General features: G+C 63.6%; 17 protein-coding genes. 12 read left to right on the top strand and 5 right to left on the bottom strand.

The window, feature by feature from the left end; translation table 11 throughout:
- Nucleotides 1-8 precede the first annotated feature (8 nt).
- The gene (gene gcvP / locus ACQ4W4_RS18605) at nucleotides 9-2,909 is read left to right on the top strand and encodes an aminomethyl-transferring glycine dehydrogenase (RefSeq protein WP_436543239.1); all 2,901 of its coding nucleotides are present in this window, start codon (nucleotides 9-11) and stop codon (nucleotides 2,907-2,909) included.
- Nucleotides 2,910-3,087: 178 nt separating this feature from the next.
- Here the strand turns inward: gcvP and ACQ4W4_RS18600 are convergent, their stop codons facing one another.
- On the bottom strand, nucleotides 3,088-3,246 hold the full coding sequence (locus ACQ4W4_RS18600) for a hypothetical protein (RefSeq protein WP_157792492.1): 159 nt from the start codon (nucleotides 3,244-3,246) through the stop codon (nucleotides 3,088-3,090).
- Nucleotides 3,247-3,420: 174 nt separating this feature from the next.
- On the opposite strand from ACQ4W4_RS18600, the gene ACQ4W4_RS18595 reads away from it, so the two are divergent.
- From ACQ4W4_RS18595 to ACQ4W4_RS18575, 5 genes are all read left to right on the top strand, one after another.
- Nucleotides 3,421-4,638 carry a Bcr/CflA family efflux MFS transporter gene (locus ACQ4W4_RS18595; protein WP_436543238.1) on the top strand — a complete coding sequence of 406 codons (1,218 nt, stop codon included), beginning with the start codon at nucleotides 3,421-3,423 and terminating at the stop codon, nucleotides 4,636-4,638.
- Between the two features lie 22 nt (nucleotides 4,639-4,660).
- Complete coding sequence (locus ACQ4W4_RS18590; RefSeq protein WP_436543237.1) at nucleotides 4,661-5,272, top strand: TetR/AcrR family transcriptional regulator; 612 nt, start codon at nucleotides 4,661-4,663, stop codon at nucleotides 5,270-5,272.
- A 386-nt stretch (nucleotides 5,273-5,658) separates the two neighbouring features.
- Nucleotides 5,659-8,343, top strand: a complete 2,685-nt coding sequence (gene mgtA / locus ACQ4W4_RS18585) for a magnesium-translocating P-type ATPase (RefSeq protein ID WP_436543236.1) — start codon at nucleotides 5,659-5,661, stop codon at nucleotides 8,341-8,343.
- Between the two features lie 36 nt (nucleotides 8,344-8,379).
- A complete protein-coding gene (locus ACQ4W4_RS18580) occupies nucleotides 8,380-8,721 on the top strand; it encodes a hypothetical protein (RefSeq protein WP_436543235.1) in 342 nt (113 codons plus the stop codon).
- A complete protein-coding gene (locus ACQ4W4_RS18575) occupies nucleotides 8,718-9,254 on the top strand; it encodes a ribonuclease HI family protein (RefSeq protein WP_436543234.1) in 537 nt (178 codons plus the stop codon). Before ACQ4W4_RS18580 ends, ACQ4W4_RS18575 begins: the two co-directional genes overlap by 4 nt.
- Before the next feature lie 5 nt (nucleotides 9,255-9,259).
- Here ACQ4W4_RS18575 and ACQ4W4_RS18570 read toward each other — a convergent pair whose 3' ends face one another.
- From ACQ4W4_RS18570 to ACQ4W4_RS18560, 3 genes are all read right to left on the bottom strand, one after another.
- Nucleotides 9,260-10,906 (bottom strand): methyl-accepting chemotaxis protein, encoded by a 1,647-nt coding sequence (locus ACQ4W4_RS18570; RefSeq protein ID WP_436543233.1) that lies wholly within the window; start codon nucleotides 10,904-10,906, stop codon nucleotides 9,260-9,262.
- Nucleotides 10,907-10,987: 81 nt separating this feature from the next.
- A complete protein-coding gene (locus ACQ4W4_RS18565) occupies nucleotides 10,988-12,607 on the bottom strand; it encodes a methyl-accepting chemotaxis protein (protein WP_436543232.1) in 1,620 nt (539 codons plus the stop codon).
- A 318-nt stretch (nucleotides 12,608-12,925) separates the two neighbouring features.
- Nucleotides 12,926-13,417, bottom strand: a complete 492-nt coding sequence (locus ACQ4W4_RS18560; protein ID WP_034752308.1) for a chemotaxis protein CheW — start codon at nucleotides 13,415-13,417, stop codon at nucleotides 12,926-12,928.
- Between the two features lie 326 nt (nucleotides 13,418-13,743).
- Between ACQ4W4_RS18560 and ACQ4W4_RS18555 the strand changes: the two genes are divergently transcribed.
- The 4 genes from ACQ4W4_RS18555 (at nucleotide 13,744) to ACQ4W4_RS18540 (ending at nucleotide 17,584) form a co-directional block, all read left to right on the top strand.
- A complete protein-coding gene (locus ACQ4W4_RS18555) occupies nucleotides 13,744-14,394 on the top strand; it encodes an HD domain-containing protein (protein ID WP_436543231.1) in 651 nt (216 codons plus the stop codon).
- Nucleotides 14,395-14,513: 119 nt separating this feature from the next.
- Nucleotides 14,514-15,797: a TCR/Tet family MFS transporter gene (locus tag ACQ4W4_RS18550; RefSeq protein ID WP_436543230.1), complete on the top strand. Its 1,284-nt coding sequence runs from the start codon at nucleotides 14,514-14,516 to the stop codon at nucleotides 15,795-15,797.
- Nucleotides 15,798-15,897: 100 nt separating this feature from the next.
- Nucleotides 15,898-16,719: a substrate-binding periplasmic protein gene (locus ACQ4W4_RS18545; RefSeq protein WP_436543229.1), complete on the top strand. Its 822-nt coding sequence runs from the start codon at nucleotides 15,898-15,900 to the stop codon at nucleotides 16,717-16,719.
- Nucleotides 16,720-16,726: 7 nt separating this feature from the next.
- Complete coding sequence (locus ACQ4W4_RS18540) at nucleotides 16,727-17,584, top strand: EamA family transporter (protein ID WP_436543228.1); 858 nt, start codon at nucleotides 16,727-16,729, stop codon at nucleotides 17,582-17,584.
- On the opposite strand, the gene ACQ4W4_RS18535 is transcribed toward ACQ4W4_RS18540, so the two are convergent.
- Nucleotides 17,581-19,536: a CocE/NonD family hydrolase gene (locus tag ACQ4W4_RS18535; protein WP_436543227.1), complete on the bottom strand. Its 1,956-nt coding sequence runs from the start codon at nucleotides 19,534-19,536 to the stop codon at nucleotides 17,581-17,583. The genes ACQ4W4_RS18540 and ACQ4W4_RS18535 overlap by 4 nt on opposite strands.
- 316 nt (nucleotides 19,537-19,852) lie before the next feature.
- On the opposite strand from ACQ4W4_RS18535, the gene trpS reads away from it, so the two are divergent.
- The gene (gene trpS / locus ACQ4W4_RS18530; RefSeq protein ID WP_436543226.1) at nucleotides 19,853-20,929 is read left to right on the top strand and encodes a tryptophan--tRNA ligase; all 1,077 of its coding nucleotides are present in this window, start codon (nucleotides 19,853-19,855) and stop codon (nucleotides 20,927-20,929) included.
- Between the two features lie 129 nt (nucleotides 20,930-21,058).
- The gene (locus tag ACQ4W4_RS18525; protein ID WP_436543225.1) at nucleotides 21,059-22,648 is read left to right on the top strand and encodes a pyridoxal-dependent decarboxylase; all 1,590 of its coding nucleotides are present in this window, start codon (nucleotides 21,059-21,061) and stop codon (nucleotides 22,646-22,648) included.
- Nucleotides 22,649-22,655 lie beyond the last annotated feature (7 nt).

Below are 22,655 nucleotides of genomic sequence, written 5' to 3'. Positions count from 1 at the left end.
TCTATATCATGACCCGCACCAGCCTGACCCAACTCGAAGCACGCGATGCCTTCATCGCCCGCCACATCGGCCCTTCTGCCACCGAACAGCAAGCCATGCTGGCGACCCTCGGCTATCCATCGCGCGCCGCGCTGATCGACGCCCTGGTACCGGCCAACATCCGCAACAAGGGCGCCCTGCCCCTGGGCGCGTACTCGCAGCCGATGCCGGAACAGGAAGCCCTGTCGCGCCTGAAAGCCATCGCCGGCAAGAACCAGGTACTCAAATCCCTGATCGGCCAGGGCTATTACAACACGTTCACCCCTGGCGTCGTATTGCGCAACATCTTTGAAAACCCGGCCTGGTACACGGCGTACACGCCTTACCAGCCCGAGATTTCGCAGGGCCGCCTGGAAGCGATCCTGAACTTCCAGCAAGTGATCACGGATTTGACCGGCATGGGCATCTCGAACGCCTCGATGCTGGACGAAGGCACGGCCGCCGCCGAGGCGATGACCCTGATCCAGCGCGTGGGCAAGTCGAAGTCGAACGTGCTGTATGTCGCCAATGACGTGCTGCCGCAAACGCTGGAAGTGGTGCAGACGCGCGCCCAGCCGATCGGCATCGAAGTGCGCACCTTCGACCCGGCTGAAATCGAGTCGCTGGACGCCTGCTTCGGCGTGCTGCTGCAATACCCTGGCGTGAACGGCGTCGTGCGCGACTACCGCGCCGGCGTGGAAAAACTGCACGCGAATGGCGCCATGGTCATCGTCGCGGCCGACCTGCTGGCCCTGACCATGCTCACGCCGCCGGGCGAATGGGGCGCCGACGTCGTCGTCGGCAACAGCCAGCGCTTCGGCGTGCCGCTCGGTTTCGGCGGCCCGCACGCGGGCTACCTGTCCACGCGCGATGAATTCAAGCGCAATATGTCGGGCCGCCTGGTGGGCGTGACCGTCGATGCGCAAGGCAACAAGGCCTACCGCCTGGCCCTGCAAACGCGCGAACAGCATATCCGCCGCGAAAAAGCCACGTCGAACATCTGCACGGCGCAAGTGCTGCTGGCCGTGATGGCCTCGATGTACGCCGTCTACCACGGCCCTGCCGGCCTGCTGCAGATCGCCCAGCGCGTGCACCGCTTTACGGGCGTGCTGGCGGCGAACCTGAAGACCCTCGGCTACGGCGTTGTCAATGCGACTTACTTCGACACCCTGACCATCAACGTCGCCGATGCGGCGCAACTGCACGCGACGGCCATGCACCACGGCGTCAACCTGCGCAAAGTCGATGCTACCCACGTCGGCGTGTCGCTCGACGAAACCACCACGCGCGACGATATCGCGCTGCTGTGGAAGGTGTTCGCGCACGGCCTGGCCAACGCGCCTGCCGCCCCGGACCTGGATACAGTGGAAGTGGGCGTCACCAGCGCCCTGCCGACGCAGCTGGCGCGCGAGAGCGCCTACCTGACCCACCCCGTCTTCAACAGCTACCACTCGGAACACGAAATGCTGCGCTACCTGCGCAGCCTGGCCGACAAGGACCTGGCGCTGGACCGCACCATGATCCCGCTCGGCTCGTGCACCATGAAGCTGAACGCGACGAGCGAAATGATCCCCGTCACCTGGCCGGAATTTTCGAACATCCACCCGTTCGCGCCGGACGCGCAAACGGTGGGCTACCGCGAAATGATCGCGCAGCTGGAAGAAATGCTGTGCGCGCTGACCGGCTACGCGGCCGTCTCGCTGCAGCCGAACGCCGGCTCGCAGGGCGAATACGCGGGCCTGCTGGTGATCAAGGCCTACCACGAATCGCGCGGCGAAGGCCACCGCAACATCTGCCTGATTCCCTCGTCGGCGCACGGCACCAACCCCGCATCGGCCAACATGGTCGGCATGCAGGTCGTCGTCACCAGCTGCGACGCCAACGGCAACGTGGACCTGGCCGACCTGAAGGCGAAAGCGGAAAAGCACAGCGCCAACCTGGCGTGCGTGATGGTCACCTACCCGTCCACGCACGGCGTGTTTGAAGAAGGCATCCAGGAACTGTGCGAAATCATCCACTCGCACGGCGGCCAGGTCTACATCGACGGCGCCAACATGAACGCGCTGGTCGGCGTGGCCGCTCCCGGCTCGTTTGGCGGCGACGTGTCGCACCTGAACCTGCACAAGACCTTCTGCATCCCGCACGGCGGCGGCGGACCAGGCGTGGGTCCGATCGGCGTGGGTGCCCACCTGGCGAAATTCCTGCCGAACCAGCGTTCGTCGGGCTACCAGCGCGACGTCGCGGGTATCGGCGCCGTCAGCGCCGCGCCATTCGGCTCGGCCAGCATCCTGCCGATTTCGTGGATGTACATCGCCATGATGGGCGCGGAAGGCTTGACGGCAGCGACCGAGACGGCCATCCTGGCTGCGAACTACATCGCGCGCCGCCTGGCGCCGCACTATCCCGTGCTGTACTCGGGCCACGACGGCCTGGTCGCGCACGAGTGCATCCTGGACCTGCGCCCGATCACGGACGCCACCGGCATCAGCAACGAAGACGTGGCCAAGCGCTTGATGGACTTCGGTTTCCATGCGCCGACCATGAGCTTCCCCGTGCCGGGCACCCTGATGATCGAGCCGACGGAAAGCGAATCGAAAGTGGAAATCGACCGCTTCATCGACGCCATGATCGCCATCCGCGGTGAAATCGCCAAGGTCGCCAGCGGTGAATTCGACCACGACGACAATCCTTTGAGGAACGCGCCGCATACGGCACAGGTATTGATGTCGGACAACTGGGAACGCAAGTACAGCCGTGAAATCGCGGCCTACCCGGTCGCTTCCCTGCGCCAGCGCAAATACTGGCCACCGGTCGGCCGCGCCGACAACGTGTACGGCGACCGCAACCTGTTCTGCGGTTGCGCGCCCATCAGCTCGTACGAAGAAGAGTAAGCGCCGGGCGCCCGCTCCGGCGGGCGTATCGACGACAAGAAGGCAGGCCACGCGGCCTGCCTTTTTTTATGCCTGCACGTCCACGTAGGTCGGATTAGCGCGCAAGCGCGTAATCCGACAACATCGTTGGCGTATATGGGGATGTCGGATTACGCTCCGCTAATCCGACCTACAGTACCTAGAGTGCCAGCAATACCGCACCTGGCAATCCCAGCACGGTGCCCAGTATCGTCAGGCACACGACATCGCGCCGCTCGCAGCGGCTGCGGTGCGAACTCCAGGCGGCAAACAGCAGGGCCACGGCCACGCCGCTGAGCGAAATGCCCACTTCCGTCATGCCGGCTCTCCCCGCGGATGCGGCGCACCTGTCACTATTTCTTTTCTCATCGTCCTCATCCTTTTCAGTTATATGGCAATCTGATCACTTCCCTACCTATCGGTAGGTAGCCAGTGTACAATAAAAAAGACGGCAGTGTCCATGCCGGTTTTTTGACGACAAGAAGGAATCGCAATGCAGCAGCAAACCCCTCTCCCCGCCGCCAGTCTCGGGCTGGCCGCTTCCCTGGCCCTGGTGGCCGTGCTGGGCCCAGCCGGCATCGACATGTACCTCGCCTCCATGCCCGCCATGGCGCGCGAGCTGCACACTTCGTATGCGAACGTGCAGCTGAGCCTGACCGTCTTCCTGCTGGCCCTCGGCGGCGGGCAGTTGCTGTGCGGCCCGCTGACGGACATGCTGGGCCGGCGCCGGCCGCTGCTGGCCGGCATCGCCGTCTACATCGTCGCGGCCATATGGGCGTCGCAAGCGGAGCAATTGCACACCCTGCTGCTGGCGCGCACGGTACAAGGTCTGGGCGCGGCGCTGACCCTGGTCGTCGTGATGAGCATGGTGCGCGACGTGGCCGATGGCGTGCGGGCGGCGCAGTTGTTTGCCCTGTTAATGACCATCGTGGGCCTGGCGCCCGTGCTGGCGCCGGCCGTGGGCGGCTTGCTCGACGCGCGTTACGGCTGGCGCGCCGTGATGCTGGCCCTGGCCGCGCTGGGCGCCTTAACCCTGCTCAATAGCGCGCTGTTCCTCCCGGAAACCCTGCCGCTGAAGAACCGCGTGCGACCACAAGGCATGCACCGCACGTATGCGCGCATCGCGTTCGACCGCGCCTTCCTGCTGCCCGCGCTGGCCCTGTCGGCCGCGTTCTTTTTCCTGTTTGCGTATATTGGCGGCGCGTCGCTCGTCTACCAGCGCGATTTCGGCCTGTCCGCCGGCAGTTTCGGCCTCGTGTTCGGCGCCACCGGTGTGGCCGTGCTGCTGGGCGCGATGGCCAGCGGCCGCATGGTGGAGAAACACGGCGTGGCGCGCTTGAGCGTGGCGGGTGCCTGCGCCATGCTGGGCGGCGCAGCGCTGGCCCTGCTCGGCGCCTGGGCGGGCGCCGGCATCGCCGCCGTCGTGCCGGGCATGTTCATGGCCCTGTTTGGCCTGGGCATGGCGGAAGCGGCGCTGATGGCCATGGCCATGGGTTCGCAGCAGCGCGCGCTCGGCTCCACGGCCGCGCTGCTGGGCGCCATCCAGATGAGCTTGTCGTCCCTGGCCACGCCGCTGGCGGCCGGCCTGTCCGAACGGGGGCCGCTGCCGTGGCTGCTGTTCTTGACCGCGGCCGGCCTGCTGGTATCATGGCTGACCCTGGCCACTGCGCGCGTCCATCCGGTCCATGCCAGCAGCCTGGGAGCGCACTGACGCCTCACCCACTCTCACCCCAATGATGAAAAAACGCTCGGCCTCGGCCGATAACATCTGCGCCGTCGCCGTCGTGCACTTTTCGGAACACGGCTACGACGCTTCCTCCCTCAACGATATCGCCGCGCAGGCGGGCATGCGCAAGGCCTCGCTGTACTCGCACTTCGCCGGCAAGGACGCCCTTTTCCTCGACGTCTTTGCCGACGCGCTGGCCGAAGAACAAGCCTTCATGGACGCCTGCTTCGCCGACGAGGCGGCGCTGCCGGCGACCGGCGGCCAGCTGGCCGGTTCGCTGTACTGCGACCGCATGGCGCAGCGCTACGCCGATTCAGCCCATCTGCGCTTTTTGCTGCGCACGGCGTATTTGCCGCCCGCGCCCCTGCGCATCGAAGTCGGTACGGGCTACGAAGCCTTGCTGGCGCAATTGCAGCGCCATTACGTGTCCAGTCTGGGCCGGTCGGCGCCCGCCCTGCCCCCCCAGCGCATCGACCTGTATGCGCAAGCCTACCTGGGCATCGTCGACAGCCTGCACGTGGAGCTGATCTACGCGGGCGGCGCCGCGCTGCAGCAGCGCCATGCGGCCCTGTGGCAGATATTGTCTGATTCGCTGGCGATGGCGGTGCCAGCGGCATGACAGCGGCCGATACAACAACCACATTACACTTTGGAAACCTAAGATTTCTTCAGTTGACACTGATGCAGCCCATCCATAAGATGCCCTCATTATTCATTTACGGAGTCCCACGTGGGTACTTGTTCTAGTGACAGTAGCCGATCTTGTATCGGTGATTGCCTCGGCAGCTAAGCAGCAAGCAACGCGGAATTTCCTTTTCTCCGTGCCTTGCTGAGCAAGGTGCGGTGTCTCGCGCGGCCAGTCCGGCCGCGCGCCTCTCCCCCCTCTTTCCGATCGCGACCGGCTACTGACCCGGATTGCCCGCCAGCACTATCGTGCTTTGGCGGCACGCAAGTCTTGCCTGCGGCTGCGCCGCCCGTCAACACATCGTCGTGAAAGGAAGAGCAATGAATCTCTTCACCCGCTTATTCGAATCGTTCCTGCGCAAGCGCCATACGGCAGGCAACTTCCGCCGCCGCGCCATGCCGCTGGAAAACAGCACGGCCCGCCCCGTGCCCGACCACCTGGCGCGCCAGTTGCTGGCCGCCGCCCATGAAGACCTGGATAGCGCCCTGAATCGCCTGCACACGCGTCTGGAAGGCTTGCGCGATGCCGAGGCGCAAGTCATCGGCGCGCAAACGGGTCCGAACGAGGTCGAGCATGAGAAACCGCTGGCCTGGTACCAGCACCTGTGGCTGTGCTACAAGAATCCGTTCAACCTGCTGCTCACCGTGCTGGCCATCGTTTCCTACCTGACGGAAGACCCGAAGGCGACCATCGTCATCGGCACCATGGTGATTTTGTCGACCCTGCTGCGCTTCGTGCAGGAAGGCCGCTCGAACCGGGCCGCCGAGCGCCTCAAAGCCATGGTCAGCAATACGGCCACCGTGCTGCGCAATGGTCAGCAGATCGAATTGCCCATCCGCCAGCTGGTGCAGGGCGACCTCATCGTGCTGTCGGCCGGCGACATGATCCCCGCCGATTGCCGCCTGCTGTCCGCAAAAGACCTGTTCGTCAGCCAGGCCGCCATGACGGGCGAATCCTTGCCGGTGGAAAAGATGGCCGAGCTGGCCGACGCCCAGGGCAAAGACCCGATGGAGCTGGCCAATCTGCTGTTCATGGGCACGAACGTGATCTCGGGCGCGGCCACGGCGCTGGTCCTGGCCACGGGCAACCGCACCTATTTCGGCACCATCGCCACGCGCGTGACGGCCACCGAGCGCACGCCCACCGCGTTCGAGGCGGGCGTCAACAGCGTCAGCTGGCTCTTGATCCGCTTCGCCCTCGTGATGGCGCCGCTCGTGTTCCTCATCAATGGCTGGACCAAGGGCGACTGGATGGAAGCGTTCCTGTTCGCCCTGTCCGTCGCCGTGGGCCTGACGCCGGAAATGCTGCCCATGATCGTCACCAGCACCCTGGCCAAGGGCGCCGTGAAACTGTCGAAAAAGAAGGTCGTCGTCAAGCGCCTGGACGCCATTCAGAACTTCGGCGCCATGGACGTGTTGTGCACGGACAAGACGGGCACCTTGACGCAGGACAAGATCGTGCTCGAGCGCCATACGGACGTGTTCGGCCAGCCGTCCGACGAAGTGCTGCAATTTGCCTACCTGAACAGCCACTACCAGACGGGCCTGAAAAACCTGCTCGACCGCGCCGTGCTCGACCATGTGGAATTGCAGACGGAAATGCAGCTGGCCCGCGATTACGTGAAAGTCGATGAAATCCCCTTCGATTTCGTGCGCCGCCGCATGTCCGTCGTTGTTTCCGAAAAGAATGATCACCATGAACTGATCTGCAAGGGCGCCGTCGAGGAAATCCTTGCCGCCTGCAGCCACCTGCGCCTGGGCGGCGTCAACATTCCGCTCGACGCCGCCCTGCTGGACAAGGTACTGGAAACCACGCATGGCCTGAACGCGGAAGGCTTGCGCGTGGTGGCCGTGGCCGTCAAGGAAGTACCGCCGCATAAAACCGTGTACGGCGTGGCCGATGAAACGGCGCTGACCCTGATCGGCTATGTGGCGTTTCTCGACCCGCCTAAGGAATCGACGGCGCCCGCCCTGCGCGCGCTGGCGGAACACGGCGTCACCGTGAAAGTATTGACGGGAGACAATCACCTGGTGACGGCGAAGATTTGCCGCGAAGTGGGCCTGGCCGTGCACGGCGTTCTGCAAGGCCCGCAACTGGACGACATGGATGACGCAACCCTGGCGAAAGCGGCCGAGGACAACACGGTGTTTGCCAAGCTCAGCCCGCTGCACAAGGAGCGCCTCGTGCGCGCCCTGCGCGGCAATGGCCATATCGTCGGCTTCATGGGCGACGGCATCAACGACGCGCCCGCCCTGCGCGCGGCCGACATCGGCATTTCCGTCGATTCGGCCGTCGATATCGCCAAGGAAGCGGCCGACATCATCCTGCTGGAAAAGAGCCTGATGGTGCTCGAGGAAGGCGTGCTGGAAGGCCGCCGCACCTTCAGCAACATGCTCAAATACATCCGCATGACGGCCAGCTCGAACTTCGGCAATGTGTTTTCCGTGCTGGTGGCCAGCGCCTTCCTGCCGTTCCTGCCCATGCTGCCGCTGCACCTGCTGGTGCAAAACCTGCTGTATGACGTGTCGCAGATCGCCATTCCCTTCGACAATGTCGACGCCGAACTGATCCAGCAGCCGCTGAGCTGGAACCCGCGCGACATCGGCCGCTTCATGGTGTTCTTCGGCCCCATCAGCTCGATCTTCGACATCAGCACGTTCATCCTGATGTGGCATGTGTTCGGCGCGAATACGCCGGAACAGCAAACCCTGTTCCAGTCCGGCTGGTTCGTCGTGGGACTGTTGACGCAAACCCTGATCGTGCACCTGATCCGCACGCCCAAGCTGCCCTTCATCGACAGCATCGCTTCCGTGCCCCTGCTGGTGGCCACCACCATCATCATGGCCGTGGGCGTGTTCCTGCCGATGGGGCCGCTGGCGACCTACTTCAAGCTGCAAGCCTTGCCACTGGGCTACTTCCCCTGGCTGCTGGGCATCCTCGTCTGCTACACCGTGCTGACGACGTTCATGAAACGCGTGTATCTGCGCAAATTCGGCTGGCAATAGTATGATGAGCCGCTCTTTCTCCTCACAAAGGCACGCATGAGCGGCTCCTCCCTTTCCAAACGTCATCTCGCCCTGCTGCTGTCGGCCCTGGTCTTCCCCGGCAGCGGGCATTTTGTCTTGCAACGCAAGGCGCGCGGCTGCCTCTTCCTCGTGCCTGCCCTGGTCGCGCTGGTGATGGTACTGCGCCAGATCATGGCACGCTTAGACCAGGTAATGGCACAGATCGACAGCGGCGCCCTGCCCCTGGACGTGCAGCTGATCATGGAAAAAGTGGAGGCACTCTCGGCCAATGACGGCCCCGCCATGACGGTGGCCGTTTGTGTGCTGGTGGCGTGCTGGATCGGCAGCCTCATCGACACCATGTTGATCAAGCCATGACGGCGGAAGCGCAGGCGCGCAAAGCACGCAAGGAAGCCAAGATGCAGGCGCGCCGCGCGCAGCTGGCGCTCAGCCGCCAGGACCATGGCGGGCCGCTGGCCTGGCGCGGCTGGTTCGACGGTTCCGCCCATCCGAATCCGGGCAGGCTGGGCATAGGCGCCTTGCTGCTGGGACCGAGCGGCGAGCGTATCGAAGTGAGCGAGGCGGCCGGTTATGGTAGCAGCAGCGACGCGGAGTATGCGGCCCTGACGGCCTTGCTGCAGGCGGCGCTGGGCGTGCGCCCGCCGCCCGTGCAACTGCTGCTGTACGGCGACAGCCAGGTAGTGATCAATGATGTGCTGGGTACGACGCCGGTCGGCGCCAAGGGACTGGAAGTACAAAGGGCCACCGTGGTGGCCCTGCTGGAACAATTCACGGATGTCAGCTTGCGCTGGCTGCCGCGCCACAGGAATGGCGAGGCGGACCGGCTATCGCAGCTGGCGATTGATCGGGGGTCACACCCGTCGGGTCTGACCCCAGCCGTTACGGGGTAAGCAACTTAAGCGGCGCGGCCGATCTGCAATGCCTCTTGCGGCGCCTTGGCCGCCGGGCGCTTGCTGCCGCCCACGGCCTTCAAGCCGCCGGCGCCCGCCTGCTGCCCATTCAATTTGAACACACTGACGACTTGCGCCAGGTTGTGCGCCTGGTGCTGCATCGATTCGGCGGCCGCCGCCGATTCTTCCACCAACGCCGCATTCTGTTGCGTGACGGCATCCATTTGGCCGATGGCCCGGTTGATCTCGTCGATGCCCACGCTTTGCTCGCTGCTGGCCGCCGTGATTTCCGTGATGATGTCGCTCACGCGCTGCACGCTGTCGACGATGTCGTTCATGGTCGAACCGGCTTGCGCCACCAGTATGCTGCCCGCGTTGACTTGTTCCACCGACGCGCCGATCAGGGTCTTGATCTCTTTCGCGGCCGAAGCGGAACGCTGGGCCAGGTTGCGCACTTCGGACGCCACCACCGCAAAGCCTCGGCCCTGCTCGCCGGCGCGCGCCGCTTCCACGGCCGCATTCAAGGCCAGAATGTTCGTCTGGAAGGCGATGCCGTCGATCACGGAAATGATGTCGACGATCTTGTTCGACGAGGCGTTGATCGATTCCATCGTGCCCACCACCTGCGCCACCACTTCGCCGCCCTTGACGGCCACTTGCGCCGCCGACGCCGCCAACTGGTTGGCCTGGCGCGCATTGTCCGCATTCTGTTTCACGGTGGAAGTCAGCTCTTCCATCGACGACGCCGTCTCTTCCAGCGAACCGGCCTGCTCTTCCGTGCGGGAAGACAGATCCTGGTTGCCGGCGGCGATCTGCGTCGACGAGGTGGCGATGCTGTCCGTACCGCTGCGCACTTCGCCGACGATGTTGAGCAGGCTCGTGTTCATGTCCTTCAACGCGAGTAAAAGCTGCCCGGTTTCGTCCTTGGCGCTGGCGTCGATCTGCGCAGTCAAGTCGCCATCGGCCACCTTGCGGGCGATGTCCACGGCCGTGCGCAAGGGGCGCACGATGCCCGTCGTCAGCAGCCAGGCGCATACGACGCCAAAGCCCAGCGCCAGCACGGCCAGGGTCAGCAGCAAGTTGCGGCTCGTCTTGGCGACATCGTCGATTTCGCGCGCCGTCGTGTCGATGCTGGCGCGCTGGTGCTGCAGCATGTCGTTGACCACTTTCAGGTATTTCGTCGAACCGGGCACGAAGATGCCCTGGAAAGCCTTCTCCGCTTCCGCTTCCTGTCCATCCGCCTTCAACTTCGATACTTGCGCGCGTGAATCGAGGTAAACCTTGCGCTGTTCGCTCACCAGGCGGAACAGTTCCTTTTCTTCCGGGCTGGAAATCAAGGCTTCGATTTTCTTTTGCAGTTCGCCCGAGACGACCGACGATTGCTTGGCCTCTTCCGCAAAATACGCGCCCAGAGTCGTGTCGCTGCTGCGCGCGATGGCCGTGGTGCGGCGCACGCCGCTGTCGATTTTCGCGTACCAGTCGGAAATATAGCGTTCCTTCGCCAGCGGCAATTCCATCATGGTGCGTGTGGCCATGGCCACGTCGTGCAAGCGCCACACGCTGATGCCCGTGATGAGCATGGAAAACAGCAAGATCACGGCAAAACCCAGGCCGAGGCGCACACCAATACTGACGTTTCTTAACAAATTCATGTGAATATCCTAAAAAAGCGGAACCAGACTATATAAAAGGGGGACGGCAGAAAGCGGCTGCACGGGGCAGCCGCGCGGGCATCAGCGCGTGCCGATGCGCAAGGCCGTTTGCGGCGCAGCCGGGCGTTTCAAGCCGCCGGCGCCGGCCTGCTGGCCATTCAATTTAAAGACGCTGACGACCTGCGCCAGGTTGTGCGCCTGGTGCTGCATCGATTCGGCGGCGGCCGCCGATTCTTCCACCAGCGCCGCATTCTGTTGCGTCACGGCATCCATCTGGCCGATGGCCCGGTTGATCTCGTCGATGCCCACGCTTTGCTCGCTGCTGGCCGCCGTGATTTCCGTGATGATGTCGCTCACGCGCTGCACGCTGTCGACGATGTCGTTCATGGTCGAACCGGCTTGCGCCACCAGCATGCTGCCCGCGTTGACCTGCTCCACCGACGCGCCGATCAGGGTCTTGATCTCTTTCGCCGCCGAGGCGGAACGCTGGGCCAGGTTGCGCACCTCGGACGCCACGACGGCAAAGCCACGGCCCTGCTCGCCGGCACGCGCCGCTTCCACGGCCGCATTCAGGGCCAGGATATTCGTCTGGAAGGCGATGCCGTCAATCACACTGATGATGTCGACGATCTTGTTCGACGAGGCATTGATCGATTCCATCGTGCCCACCACCTGCGCCACCACTTCGCCGCCCTTGACGGCCACTTGCGCCGCCGACGCCGCCAACTGGTTGGCCTGGCGCGCATTGTCCGCATTCTGTTTCACGGTGCTGGTCAATTCTTCCATCGACGAGGCCGTCTCTTCCAGCGAACCGGCCTGCTCTTCCGTGCGGGAAGACAGGTCCTGGTTGCCGGCGGCGATCTGCGTCGACGAGGTGGCGATGCTGTCCGTACCGCTGCGCACTTCGCCGACGATGTTGAGCAGGCTCGTGTTCATGTCCTTCAACGCTTGCAGCAATTGCCCGGTTTCATCCTTGGCGCTGGCGTCGATCTGCGCCGTCAAGTCGCCATCGGCCACCTTGCGGGCGATGTCCACGGCCGTGCGCAAGGGGCGCACGATGCCCGTCGTCAAGACCCAGGCGCACACGACGCCAAAAGCCAGCGCCAGCGCGGCCAGCACCAGCATCAGGTTGCGGCTGGTATTGGCGACGGCGTCGATCTCGCGCGCCGTCGTGTCGATCGTGGCGCGCTGGTGTTCCAGCAAGTCCGACACCATCTTCTGGTATTTCGCGGCGGCCGGCACGAAGGTCTTTTCAAACACTTCATTGGCGGCCTCGACCTGCGCTTCGCCCTTCAGCTTGTAGACCTGGTCGCGCGAGCCGATGTACACCTTGCGCTGTTCCAGCAAGCCCGCGAACATGGCTTTTTCCTCGGGCTTGTCGATCAGCGCCTCGATTTTCTTTTGCAGCTCCGCCGAGCTGGACGACGAGACTTTCGATTCTTCGGCGAAATAGCCACTGAGCGAGGTGTCGCTGCTGCGGGCAATGGCGATGGTGCGGCGCACGGCGCTGTCGATGCGGCCATACCAGTCGGAAATATAGCGTTCCTTCGCCAGCGGCTGCTCCATCATGACGCGCGTGGCGCTGGCCACGTCGTGCAGGCGCCAGACGCTGATGCCCGTAATGAGCATGGAAAACAGCAAAATCACGGCAAAACCAAGTCCAAGGCGAACACCGATGCTGACGTTGCGTAATACATTCATGTGACTATCCTAAAAAGCCCGGATGCCGTGGCGACAGGCTGGCAGTTTCGCGCCGGGGCGGGTTGGCTGCCGTGGCGAAACGGGCGTGAAAAAGTGAAACGGAAGTGAAACTGGCGCACGGTTCGGCTGAACCGTGCGCCAGGAAAGGCGCTAGCGTGCGCCTTGCAGAAAAACCAAGCAATGCTTGGGGTCAATTGTTTCTAAAAAACCCTCTCGGCACTAGGGTGTCAGGAAATGTTCAGGGCACGGCGCGTTGCCGAAGACAGTACGAATGTACGGCGAGGCAATGCAACGCCGTCCTGGACTTTTCCTGGCGGCCTAGGCTGCCAATTTTTCAATTAAACCCATGTCGGCGCTGGACATCAGCTGATCGATATCGACCAGGATCAGCATGCGTTCGTCGATGGTACCCAGGCCGATCACGTATTCCGTGTTGATCGAACGGCCCATGTCCGGCGCCGGCTTGATCTGTTCCGGCATCAGGGTGGTGACGTCGGAAACGCGGTCGACGACCATGCCGACGACGCGGTTGCCGATATTGAGGATGATGACGACGGTGAACTGGTCATAGCTGGGCGTGCCCAGGTTGAACTTGATGCGCATGTCGACGATCGGCACGATGATGCCGCGCAGGTTGACTACGCCCTTGACGAACTCGGGGGCGTTGGCGATGCGGGTCGGCGTTTCATAGCTGCGGATTTCGCTGACTTTCTGGATGTCGATGCCATACTCTTCCTGGCCCAGGGTAAAGGCCAGGTATTCGGCAGCCTTGGCAACGGTTGCGCCAGTGTCGCTGGAATTGGTGTTCATAATAATCCTTTCGTTAACTCGCCTGGGGCGCAGTCAAGGCACGCTGCGCGCAACCTTGGACGTGACGGGCATGCGCGATGGAATGGCCGCCACTGCTATGTTTTTGCAAATACTTTCTCGCAATTAGCTTATGCTTCTAATTTCCGTGCGGCAATGTTACCCCATGTAAATTTTACATGCACTAAAAAAGAGCGGCTGCCTGAGCGAAACTTTTCAAAAATATAAGTTATGTGGCAAATACGGCACGCCGCAGCGCCGCCCTCCCCGCCGCACGGGACGGCGTTTTATGCCACACTGGCGGCCTCCGCTTTTTACGACAGTGAACCATGCATTCTTTGCTTTCCCAATGGCAGCCACGCCTGCTGACGCTGGCCACGGCCGGCCTGGGCGATGACAGCGCCCACGACATCAACCACCTGCACCGCGTCTGGCGCAATGCCAGCGTTCTGCTGCAGGAACATGCGCAGGCCGACGCCCTCACCGTGATGGCCGCCTGCTACCTGCACGACCTGGTCAACCTGCCGAAAAACCACCCGGAACGCCATCTGGCCTCGCGCCAGGCGGCCACGCTGGCGTGCCACCAGCTGGCGGAACTGGATTTTCCACCAGAAAAACTGGCCGGCGTGGCCCACGCCATCGAGACGCACAGTTTTTCCGCCAATCTGCCGCCGCACACGATCGAGGCGCAAATCGTGCAGGATGCCGACCGTATCGACGCGCTGGGCGCCGTGGGGCTGGCGCGCCTGTTTTACACGGCCGCGCGCATGGAGAGCGCACTGGCGCATGGCAGCGATCCGTTGGCCCAGCATCGCGAACTCGACGACAAGGCCTACGCGCTCGACCATATCGTCACCAAGCTCGACAAACTGCCCGGCAAGATGCAGACGGCGGCCGGCCGCGCGCTGGCCGAGCAGCGGCTGGCCGTGCTGACCGATTTCCGTGCCGCCTTTGCCGACGAATGGGGAGTTGCGCACTGACATGGGTGGCGATAGCCAGCAGCGCGCATGCTGTCTATAATGCAAGCCTCAGCTATCGCGCGGCGCGTCAGCAGCATCCTGTAACGCGCCGGCGCGATGCCAACGCGCCGAAAGCATGCATGTCCGATAAAATCAGCCCCGACAGTCATTCCCCGTCCTCGCCCGCCGCGCCCGCGCGCGCCGGCAATCTCAATTTCATCCTCGTCTGCGTCTTCATCGACATGCTGGGCATCGGCCTGGTGGTGCCCGTGCTGCCCATCCTGATCGGCGACTTTGTCAGCGGCAAGGATGAGCAAGCGTTCTGGTACGGCATCATGGCGGCCGTCTTCGGCTTGCTGCAGTTCATCTTCATGCCCATGCTGGGCGCCATCAGCGACCGCGTGGGACGCCGTCCCGTGCTGCTGTACTCGATGGCCGGCATGGGCATCAACTTTCTCGCCACAGGCTGGGCGCCGAACCTGGCCTGCCTGTTCATCGGCCGCATCATCGGCGGCGTCTCGTCGGCCAGCATGTCGGTCGCGTCCGCCTACGCCTCCGACATTTCCACGCACGACAACCGTGCCAAGAGCTTCGGCAAGATCGGCGCCGCCTTCGGCCTGGGTTTCATTTGCGGGCCCATGCTGGGCGGCCTGCTGGGCGAGGTCAATCTGCACCTGCCGTTTTACGTGGCGGCCGGCCTGTCGGCGGCCAATTTCATCTACGGCTATTTCTGCGTGCCCGAGTCGTTGCAGCCGGGCCCGCGCGCACCCTTTACCTGGGCGCGCATCAACCCGTTTGCCGCCCTGCTGAAACTGGTGCGCCGCGTGGAGATCCGCGGCCTGGTGCTGGCCTTCGGCCTGATGACGTTTGCACAAATGATGCTCAACACCACGTGGGTGCTGTACACGCACTTCCGCTTCGACTGGACGCCGCGCCAGAACGGCATCGCCCTGTTCTGCGTGGGCCTGTGCGCGGCCGTCGTGCAGGCGGGCTTGCTGGGCATCCTCATCAAGCGCTTCGGCGAAGTGCGGCTGTCCCTGCTGGGCATGGCCTCGGGCGCCCTCACCTATTTGCTGTACGGGCTGGCCACGCAAGGCTGGATGATGTATGCGCTGATCCTGTGCAACCTGCTGGCCTTCGCCGCCGGTCCGGCCCTGCAAGGCATCATCTCGAAGGCCTCCGCCGCCGGCGAACAGGGCGAACTGATGGGTTCCCTGCAATCGATCAGCAGCCTGGGCATCATCATCATGCCTTTGCTCGGCAGCATGATCCTCGGCGAAGTGAGCCATTTGCCGCCGCAGGACTGGCGCATCGGCAGCACCTTCTACCTGTGCGCCATCATGCAAACCCTGGGCATCATCGTGGCTTGGCGCTACTTCCAGGCGCAGCGCCTGGCCAGACTTGCGGTTTCCACCACAAAGTAGTCGGCGGGATAATATTGCATTTAAGAAATAAATAGGCGAGAATGGGACAATCAAGCGGACGTTGCCGACGCCCGCGATTCGATGGCAAGCAAGGATGGGTATGACTGACTTTTATTCCAGCGCCTGGCGCCGGACCGTGGCCATGCTGGCGCTGGCGCTGCCGACCCTGGCGGGCGCGCAATGCTCGCGCGACATCCAGGTGCCCGTCTCGGCCATCGGCGCCAGCGTGGTGACCAATGGCGCCACGATCAGCGGCATCTATCCCGACTTGCTGCGCAGCATGGGCACCAAACTCGGCTGCAATTTCATCTTCACGGCCGTGCCCCGCGCGCGCCTGGAAGCGATGTTCGAGGCGGGCAAGGCCGATATGCTGATCCCGGCCAGCAGCACGCCGCGGCGCGACCAGCACGGCCTGTTCATTCCCTTGATGGGCAGCCGGCCCCTGCTGATCTCGCTGCAGGGCACGCGCGCGCCCATCAACACCATGCAGGAACTGATCGAGCGGCGCGAATTGCGCGTGGCGCTCGTGCGCGGCTACGACTATGGCGCTCCGTACCAGGCGCTGGCCAAGGAATTGAGCAGCCAGGGACGTCTGTTCTACGAAGTCGACGCGCTGTCCGTGGCGCGCCTGATGCAAAGCGGCTTCATCGACGCCACCATCATGGCGCCCACCATCCTCGCCGGCGTGGCGCAAAACGATGCGCGCGTGTATGGCCTGGCCGACCGCCTGCGCCTGGAAGCCTTGCCGGAATTACCATGGGGCATGAGCGGCGTCTACCTGTCGCGCAAGTCGCTGACGGCGGAAGACCAGGCCACCCTGCGCGAATTGCTGGACAAGGCGGGCCGCTCGGGCACCCTGATGGAAGGCTTCCAGCGCCATCACCGCCAGGAACTGCTGTCGCAAAGCATACGCCCGCGCTAAGGCCAGCATGTCCGGTTTCGTCGTCGCCGTCGTCCTGTTTGCCGCCCTGCTGCACGCCAGCTGGAACGCCATCGTCAAGTCGGGCAAGGATACCTTTCTCAGCACGGTGCTCGTCTCCACGGGCGCAGCCCTGATTTCGCTGGCAATCCTGCCCTTTGTCGTGGCTCCCGCACCGGCCAGCTGGCCCTACCTGGCCGCCTCGGCCGTAGCGCAGCTCGCCTATTATTCTCTGCTGGCGGCCGCCTACAAGGCGGGCGACATGAGCCACGCCTATCCGCTGATGCGCGGCAGCGCCCCGCTGATCGTGGCGCTGGCCAGCTGGCCGCTGATCGGCGAGCGGCTTTCTGCCATGCAGATGGGCGCCGTCGCCTGCATCTGCGCGGGCATCCTCGGCCTGTATGTTGCCGCGCGCCGGCCTGTGACGGCCATAGCCGCGAAAAACACGGGACGCGCCACGGCCTTTGCGCTGGGCAACGCCTGCGTCATCGCCAGCTATACCTTGATCGACGGCATGGGCGTGCGCCTGTCCGGCGCGCCGGCCGCCTACACCATGTGGATTTTTGTCTTGAACGGCACGGGGCTGCTGCTATGGACGCTGCTGCGCCGCCCCGCCGATTTGCTTGCGTATGCGCAAACGCAATGGCGGCTGGCCGCCTTTGGCGGCTTCGGCACCCTCGCATCGTATGGCCTGGCCCTGTGGGCCATGACGCAGGCGCCCGTGGCCGCCATCGCGGCCCTGCGCGAGACGTCGATTCTGTTCGCCATCGCCATCGCGGCCCTGTTCCTGCGCGAAAAAATCAGCCCCCGCCGCTACCTGGCCATCGGCCTGATCGCGGCGGGCGCCATCCTGATGCGAATCGCTTAGCGCGCGTCGAGCGGCGCTATCGGCAACTCGATGGCGCTGGCCGCCCCTGTCGCGTGGTACACGCGCTGCGTCGCCTTTCTATAATGACCTGGGTCGGCCAGGAAGATGTTCGGCACGTAGTTTTGCGGGTTGCGGTCGTACAGGGGGAACCAGCTCGACTGCACTTGCACGGCGATGCGGTGGCCGGGCAGGAAGACGTGATTCGCGTTCGGCAAAGCGAAGCGGTAGCGCTCCACTTTACCTGCCGGTATCGGCGTCGGGTGCTCGAAGCTGTCGCGGTAGCGCCCGCGGAAGATATCCATCGCCACGCCCAGCTGGTAGCCGCCCATGGCCGGCTGCGACGGCACTTCGTCCGGATACACATCGATCAGTTTTACCACCCAGTCGGCATCCGTGCCGCTGGTGGCGGCAAACAGGTTCACCATCGGCGCGCCGGCGATGCGCACGGCCGTCTTCAACGGTTCGGACACATAGCTGAGCACGTCCGTGCGGTCGGCATAGCCGCGCTGGTCGCTGACCAGCCATGGCTTCCACACATCGGGGTCCATGAGGCGCACGGGACGGGGCACGAAAGGCACGGGCTTGGCGGGATCGGCCACGTATTCATCGAAGGCGCCTTCCGCCGCATCCGCAGCGCCCGATGGCGCCGCAAAGCCCAGCGTGGAACCGTCCTGCAGGTAGATCGGCGTCAGTTTCGTCTCGCACGTCTCGCAGGCCAGCGGCCACTGCTGCAGGCGCTGCCACTGGTTGGTGCCGCTCTGGTACGACACCACGGGCGCCGTGTTCGCTTCCGGCGCACCATCCTTCAGGTATTGATTCAGGAATGGCTGCATGACTTTTTCACGGAACTGACGCGCCGTATCGCCGTCAAACTTCAAGGCGCCCAGGCTGGAGCCGTCATAGTTGACGCCGCTATGGCGCCACGGGCCGATGGCCAGGTAATTGAGGTTGTTGCGCTTGTCGCGCCCCTCCATCGCCGTGTAGGTGGCGTAGGGGCCATAGATGTCTTCCTGGTCCCACTGCCCCACCACGTGCATGGTGGGCACGATCAGCGGGCGCTTGGCCAGGATCTTGTCGAGCGCCTGTTCTTGCCAGTAACTGTCGTAGGCCGGGTGCTCGAACAGCTTTTTCGTGTAGGTCAGCTTGTCGATGCCGAACTTCTTCGCATAGTCGCCGGCCGAGCCGATGCGCAGATACGCTTCGTAATCGTCGTAGACGCCCAGCGCGGGCGCCTCGCTACTGCCGCGGGCGCTCGTCTGCCACGCCAGGTAAGACAGGCTCGGCATGCGGAAGGCGCCGTTGTGGAACCAGTCGTCGCCGCGCCAGCCGTCGACCATGGCGCTCATGGGAATGGCCACCTTCAGCGCCGGATGCGGGTCGACCAGAGCCATCAGCACCGTATGACCCTCGTACGAGGAACCCAGCATGCCCACCTTGCCATTCGTTTCCGGCACGTTTTTCACGAGCCAGTCGATCGTGTCCCATGCATCGGTCACGTTATCGACTTTGGTATGGTTCAGCGGTCCGCGCACGGGGCGCGTCATCACGTAATCGCCTTCCGAGCCATGCTTGCCGCGCACGTCCTGGAACACGCGGATGTAGCCGTTTTCCACCAGGGTATCGTCACCCTGCGGCAATGCGGCCAGCATGCTGGGGCTGGCCGCGCGCTGGGCGCGGCGGGCCGCATTGTACGGCGTGCGCGTGAGCATGATCGGCGCCCGTTTGGCGTCTTTCGGCACGACGATCACCGTGTACAGCTTGACGCCGTCGCGCATGGGGATCATCACCACGCGCTTGACGTAATCATTGACATCGGGCATCACCAGCTTGGCGCCGATATCGGGCGTCATCGGCGGCGTTTGCGCCAGCACAGGCACAGCAAACAAGGAACTGAATAGGGAGCTGACAACAAAGGCCAGGCCGGTGAGCCGGACGGGGGACGACATGCGCATACTGTTCTCCAATGATTCATGCCACGCAAAAGTGGCCGAATGGCAATAGTACCCGGAAAGCAAGTTCTGCAATAGGCAAGCCTCTGATGCGGCGCAGCAGATAAATCCGGCCGCAACTTGACAGAACGCGCCCGAACTGCAACCATAACGCCATGAAATTTATCCCGTCACAACACGCCTGCTTGAATTGGTGGTCCCGCTCACTTTCGCGCGGCCACTCTATAGTGATGTGAATTTGATCCACGCCGCCTCGATCGGTGGCGTAACAGGCTCAGCCTGGATCATCCCCGATGCAGGCGGCTCAAAAGGAAACTTGATGAGCTTGCCTAACACTCCAGATACCCAAGACCAGAACGACGCACCGGCAGCACCGCTGTCGCCCGCGGCCATCGCCTCGCAATCCGTGATCCTGACGGGCGACCGCCCGACCGGTCCCCTGCACCTGGGCCACTACGTAGGCAGCCTGCGCGACCGCGTGCGCTACCAGAACAGCTACAAGCAATTCATCATGCTGGCCGACGCGCAAGCGCTGACGGACAATATGGACGACATCGACAAGGTGCACCGCAATGTCGTCGAAGTGGCGCTCGACTACCTGGCCGTCGGCATCGACCCGAGCAAGACCACGGTGTTCATCCAGTCGCAAATTCCGGAACTGGCCGAGCTGACCTTTTACTACCTGAACATCGTCACCGTGGCACGCCTCGAGCGCAACCCCACCGTCAAGGAAGAAATCCGTTTGCGCGGCTTCGAGCGCGACATTCCGGCGGGCTTTTTGACCTACCCTGCCAGCCAGGCGGCCGACATCACGGCCTTCAAGGCGGGCGTGGTGCCCGTGGGCGAAGACCAGATCCCGATGATCGAGCAAACGAATGAAATCGTGCGCCGCTTCAACCGCATGTACAACCGCGAAGTGCTGATGGAATGCAAGGCGCTGGTGCCGGACATCGGCCGCCTGCCCGGCATCGACGGCAAGGCGAAGATGAGCAAGTCGTTGGGCAACACCATCAACCTGGGCGCGACCGCGGCCGAAATCACGGCCGCCGTGAAAAAAGTCTATACGGACCCGCTGCACCTGCGCGTGGAAGACCCCGGCCACCTGGAAGGCAACATCGCCTTTACCTACCTCGATGCGTTTGACCCGGAAAAAGCGGCGCTGGCCGAAATGAAAGCCCATTACGTGCGCGGCGGCCTGGGCGACAGCATCGTCAAGAAGCGCCTGGACGTGGTCTTGCAGGACATGCTGGCGCCGATCCGCGCCCGCCGCGAAGAGTTCGCCAAGGACAAGGGGCAAGTCATCCAGATGCTGAAAGAAGGCACCTTCAAGGCACGCGAAGTGGCGGCCCGCACGGCCGATGAAGTCAAGTCGGCGCTGGGCCTCAACTACTTCTGATCAGCAGCAATAGCAAACTGATATAGCAAACTGATGCGCTCAGGCGGAGTCGGGTAAAATCCCGCTTCCGCCTGGGCGCAATTCGTTTGTCACCGTGGCACCAGCAATCCGTAGAGAAGACAACGCGCCATGACCGAGACCCCTATCGAACAGCTGCTGCAGCAGCATTTTTCCATCGCTGCGCTACAACAGGCGCCCGCGCCCTTGCAGCAGGCCTTGCGCATGCTGGGCGGCTGGCTGGCCGCCGAACGCGCCGAACCGTATCCGCACACGCCGTATGCGCAATTGCTGACGCAGTTGTCCGACACCAGCCTGCCCGCGCACGGCATGCCCATAACGGATTTCCTGCAGGAACTCGACTCCACGGTGCTGGCCAATACGGCCCAGCTGAACCATCCGCAATACATCGGCCACATGACGCAGGCCTTGCCCTGGATCAGCGTGCTGGCCGAAGCGTTTACAGCCACCCTGAACCAGAACCAGGTCAAGATCGAGACGGCGTACGTCTCGACCCTGATCGAAAAGCAGATTCTCGGCTGGCTGCACCGCCAGGTCTACCAGCAGGCTGACAGCGTCTACGCGCAGGCGATGGCCGCCACCAGCGGCGCGCTGGGCAATGTCGTCAACGGCGGCACCATGGGCAACCTGACGGCACTGGCCGTGGCGCTGGAAAAACAATTGCCCGGTACGCGCAAGCGCGGTCTGTTTGCCGCCATGCAGGAATCCGGCTACGCGGGGCTGGCCGTACTCGGCTCGGCCCGCAGCCATTATTCCGTGAAAAAGGCGCTGGCCACCCTGGGCCTCGGCGAAAATTCCTTGCACCTGGTGGCGGTCGATCGCGACAACCGCATCGACATCGCCGCACTGGAAGCGACGATTGCCGACTTGAAATTGCGCAAGATCAAGGTGGTCGCCATGATCGGCATTGCCGGCACGACGGAAACGGGCGCCATCGATCCGCTGGCCGCCATGGCGGCCATTGCCGCGCGCGAAAACATCTGGTTCCACGTGGACGCGGCCTGGGGCGGCGCGCTCTTGATCGCGGAACAGTACCGGCCCCTGTACGACGGGATTGCTTTGGCCGACTCCGTCGTCATCGACGGACATAAGCTGCTGTGGGTGCCGATGGCGCAAAGCATGGTGCTGTTCAAGGATAGCGCCAGCCTGAACCAGTTGAAGCACAATGCCAACTACATCTTGCGCGACAATTCGGGCGACCTGGGCCAGACCTCGCTGGAAGGCTCGCGCCGCTTCGATGCCTTGAAACTGTGGACCTCGTTCAAGGTGCTGGGCGTATCCGGCTACACGACCTTGCTGCAGCAGGCGGCCACCCTGTCCGCCCAGTTGCAGGACTTGCTGGCCGACCAGCAGGATTTCGAACTCGTCACGCGCTCCGACACCTTCATTCTGACCTACCGCTACGTGCCCGCGCATTTGCGCCAGCGCATGGACAGCTTGCTGGCCGGCGGCCAGGTGGATGCGGCAACGGAACTGAACAAACAGCTGAACACGCTCAACGCCAAGCTGCAGAACCGGCAGAAGGCGCAAGGCCACAGCTTCGTGTCGCGCACGGTCCTCGAATCGACGCGCTATCCCGGCCCGACCACTGTGCTGCGCGTGGTCATGACGAACGTCAAGACGCGCCCCCACCACCTGCGCGCCATCCTGGCCGAACAGCGCGCCATCGGCCAGGCGCTGGTGGCCGAGCTGGGCCTGTAAGGATTCC

Source organism: Janthinobacterium glycogeni (assembly GCF_051380725.1).
Classification (GTDB): domain Bacteria; phylum Pseudomonadota; class Gammaproteobacteria; order Burkholderiales; family Burkholderiaceae_D; genus Janthinobacterium.
This window is presented reverse-complemented; position numbering and strand designations above follow the sequence as displayed.